Raw genomic sequence first — 2,283 nt, 5'->3', positions numbered from 1 at the left:
CCATTGTGCCGTAAACACTTAAGCTAATTCAAACCAAAACTGCCTAGCGTTGTGAATCCCTCTTGAATGCTTTGTTATGTGTAAGTTCCCACCAGTACTAAAATACTGACCAAACCGAATAGTACCCAAGACAAATGCTTACCTTTAGAGCCAAATAAAGCAATAACAAAGTGCGATCCAAACGTAATTGAAACTATTTGTGCAACCATAAATTTGTTTAATTCAGGCTGAGCTAACGCGGCAACAATACCCGCAAACCCAACCCATGTTATTGACGTTAAATGCCAAGCAAAACGCAATGTCCGTTTCGTAAAGTCGTCGCTACCAAAGAGCTTCGGTAAATTGTCTCGTTTGAACAATCTAGAGAGAATATAGCGCTCGCCAAGGTAGGAGTGAGCGAAAGAAACTGCAATCAATAAAAACGCAGCAATATATAATATGAACTCCATTTATTCTCCTTACACATAACGCCCTGTTAAGGTGTGAGCAACGCAATACCGAAGCTGCCGTATACCACCTTAAACACTAAAACCAACGCATAGTAAAAATGCCACGCGTTGCGAATCACTCTTAAACAGTTTGTTATGCCTATGCTAACCACCTAGAAAATCTAGTATTTTTTGTCCAGTACCTAGACCTCGTTTGTAAAACTCAGTGTGACCGCAGCTACTGCATGATAAGAAATAAAAACGGTGTTTGTTGTAATTGAAAAATGTACTCCAAAATCCACCACTGGCTCTTAACTCACCAACCTCATATGACTCTGAACCACATTTATCACAGCAGTATTCAAACTTCGATTTCACTTTGTCTTTCCCTAACAGGTGGTTTGCCATCTGCTTGTTTGCAAGCTCTTTGCCTAAAGACCCGCACTTTTCACACTTTAATGATGAGTGTTCATTGCTATGCCCGCACCCAAAGCACTCCCATTTACTATCCATATTCCCTCTTATAGGCATAACGCCGCATTAAGGTGTGAGTGACGCTTGGCTATACTTGAGCGAAGCGAAACTGCCAAGCGTTGCGAATCACTCTTAAATGCTTTGTTAGCTGTAAACTAAATTATTTCTGAGAGATGCCCATTTACTGGCTCAGAAGGCATACCTTGTGTGTGTTTCGCAAATGATTCAGGACAAGGGAGTTGATTGACTACTCTTTTCTCCGAATGGCTATAATAGAACTGGTTGTCCCATGTTTTAGATATAAATCTATTTTTATAGGTATTTAACCTATTATCACTCCCCCCCCAACCGAACCAAATTATTGGGGTATAATCTTTTTCACTTTCACAAATCGGTATATTACTGAAATTCGCAATTTTGTTACATGCGGAGCTTAAATCAGGGTCGCATAAGTAAAAAAGATTCCAGACACGAACATAAGCGTTTATAGGAATGTTCTTCTTAGCAATTTTATAAGCGTCCAAAAAGCGATTGCGAACGGCTGGAAGCATTTTGTCGCCATTTAGATCGAGAGGTTGCAGTTCTCCAAAAATGTGAGGTTGAGCCGAACCAGGATTTTTACCAACTATGGCTCCAACACAAATACTCGGTTCTTGCGGGTCAAATTCCGTAAGGTAAATACGAGTATCAAACCTAAAAAGTTGACCATTTATTTTTTCAAATTTTGCAAAATAACTCAATTTTACCTCCTTGCAGCTAACGCCCAATTAAGTAGTGAGCAACGCCACCACCACACCTAAACCATTGTGCCGTAAACACTAAAACTGATTCAAACCAAAAATGCCAAGCGTTGAGAATCTGCTTAAATTGTTTGTTATGCGAATTCACGCGCATAGGCCAAGTTGGGCAGTTGAAGACTACCTTAGACACGAGAAACCACAAATAAACCAAGCACTTTTTGTGATTCACTAAACAGACGAAGTCACTATGTTACAGACCAACTTCCAACAAGTGACTAATGGTGAATTTCAGCTAGTGACTAAGCTTTTGCTTCAAGAAACTCAACGCGGCGGCAGACCAGCGAAGATAAACTACCGATAAACTTGCCCTTGCCACACTTTGCGCCAGCCAAACTCGCCACGAACCAACACTGAAAACCAATGAGGCAACCCACGAACTTTGGCATGTTTTACGGCCTGAGTGATTCAAGAATTTAGGCCGACAATACTGAATTGCCGACACCGAGAACCAACTGCCAAAGAGAGCGAGAAAGAGAGATATAGAAGATTTTTTGCTTAGTCGCATAACGCCGCATTAAGGCGTGAACAACGCAATACACAACGGCTACCGCATTGCGCCTTAAACACAAAATTCACCGCAA

The 2,283-nt window shown here is 41.1% G+C and carries 3 protein-coding genes; all 3 read right to left on the bottom strand.

Annotated elements, in window-relative coordinates; genetic code table 11:
* Window positions 1–74: 74 nt before the first annotated feature.
* The 3 genes from HCZ42_RS21625 to HCZ42_RS21610 all read right to left on the bottom strand — a co-directional run bounded on the left by HCZ42_RS21625 (window position 75) and on the right by HCZ42_RS21610 (window position 1,642).
* On the bottom strand, window positions 75–449 hold the full coding sequence (locus tag HCZ42_RS21625) for a hypothetical protein (protein ID WP_069496313.1): 375 nt from the start codon (window positions 447–449) through the stop codon (window positions 75–77).
* A 144-nt stretch (window positions 450–593) separates the two neighbouring features.
* Window positions 594–836, bottom strand: a complete 243-nt coding sequence (locus HCZ42_RS21615) for a zinc ribbon domain-containing protein (protein ID WP_254869015.1) — start codon at window positions 834–836, stop codon at window positions 594–596.
* Between the two features lie 221 nt (window positions 837–1,057).
* Complete coding sequence (locus tag HCZ42_RS21610; RefSeq protein ID WP_167422722.1) at window positions 1,058–1,642, bottom strand: hypothetical protein; 585 nt, start codon at window positions 1,640–1,642, stop codon at window positions 1,058–1,060.
* Window positions 1,643–2,283: the final 641 nt, after the last annotated feature.

The sequence above is a fragment of the Vibrio hepatarius genome (assembly GCF_011806575.1).
In the GTDB taxonomy this organism is placed as follows: Bacteria; Pseudomonadota; Gammaproteobacteria; order Enterobacterales; family Vibrionaceae; genus Vibrio; species Vibrio hepatarius_A.
This window is presented reverse-complemented; position numbering and strand designations above follow the sequence as displayed.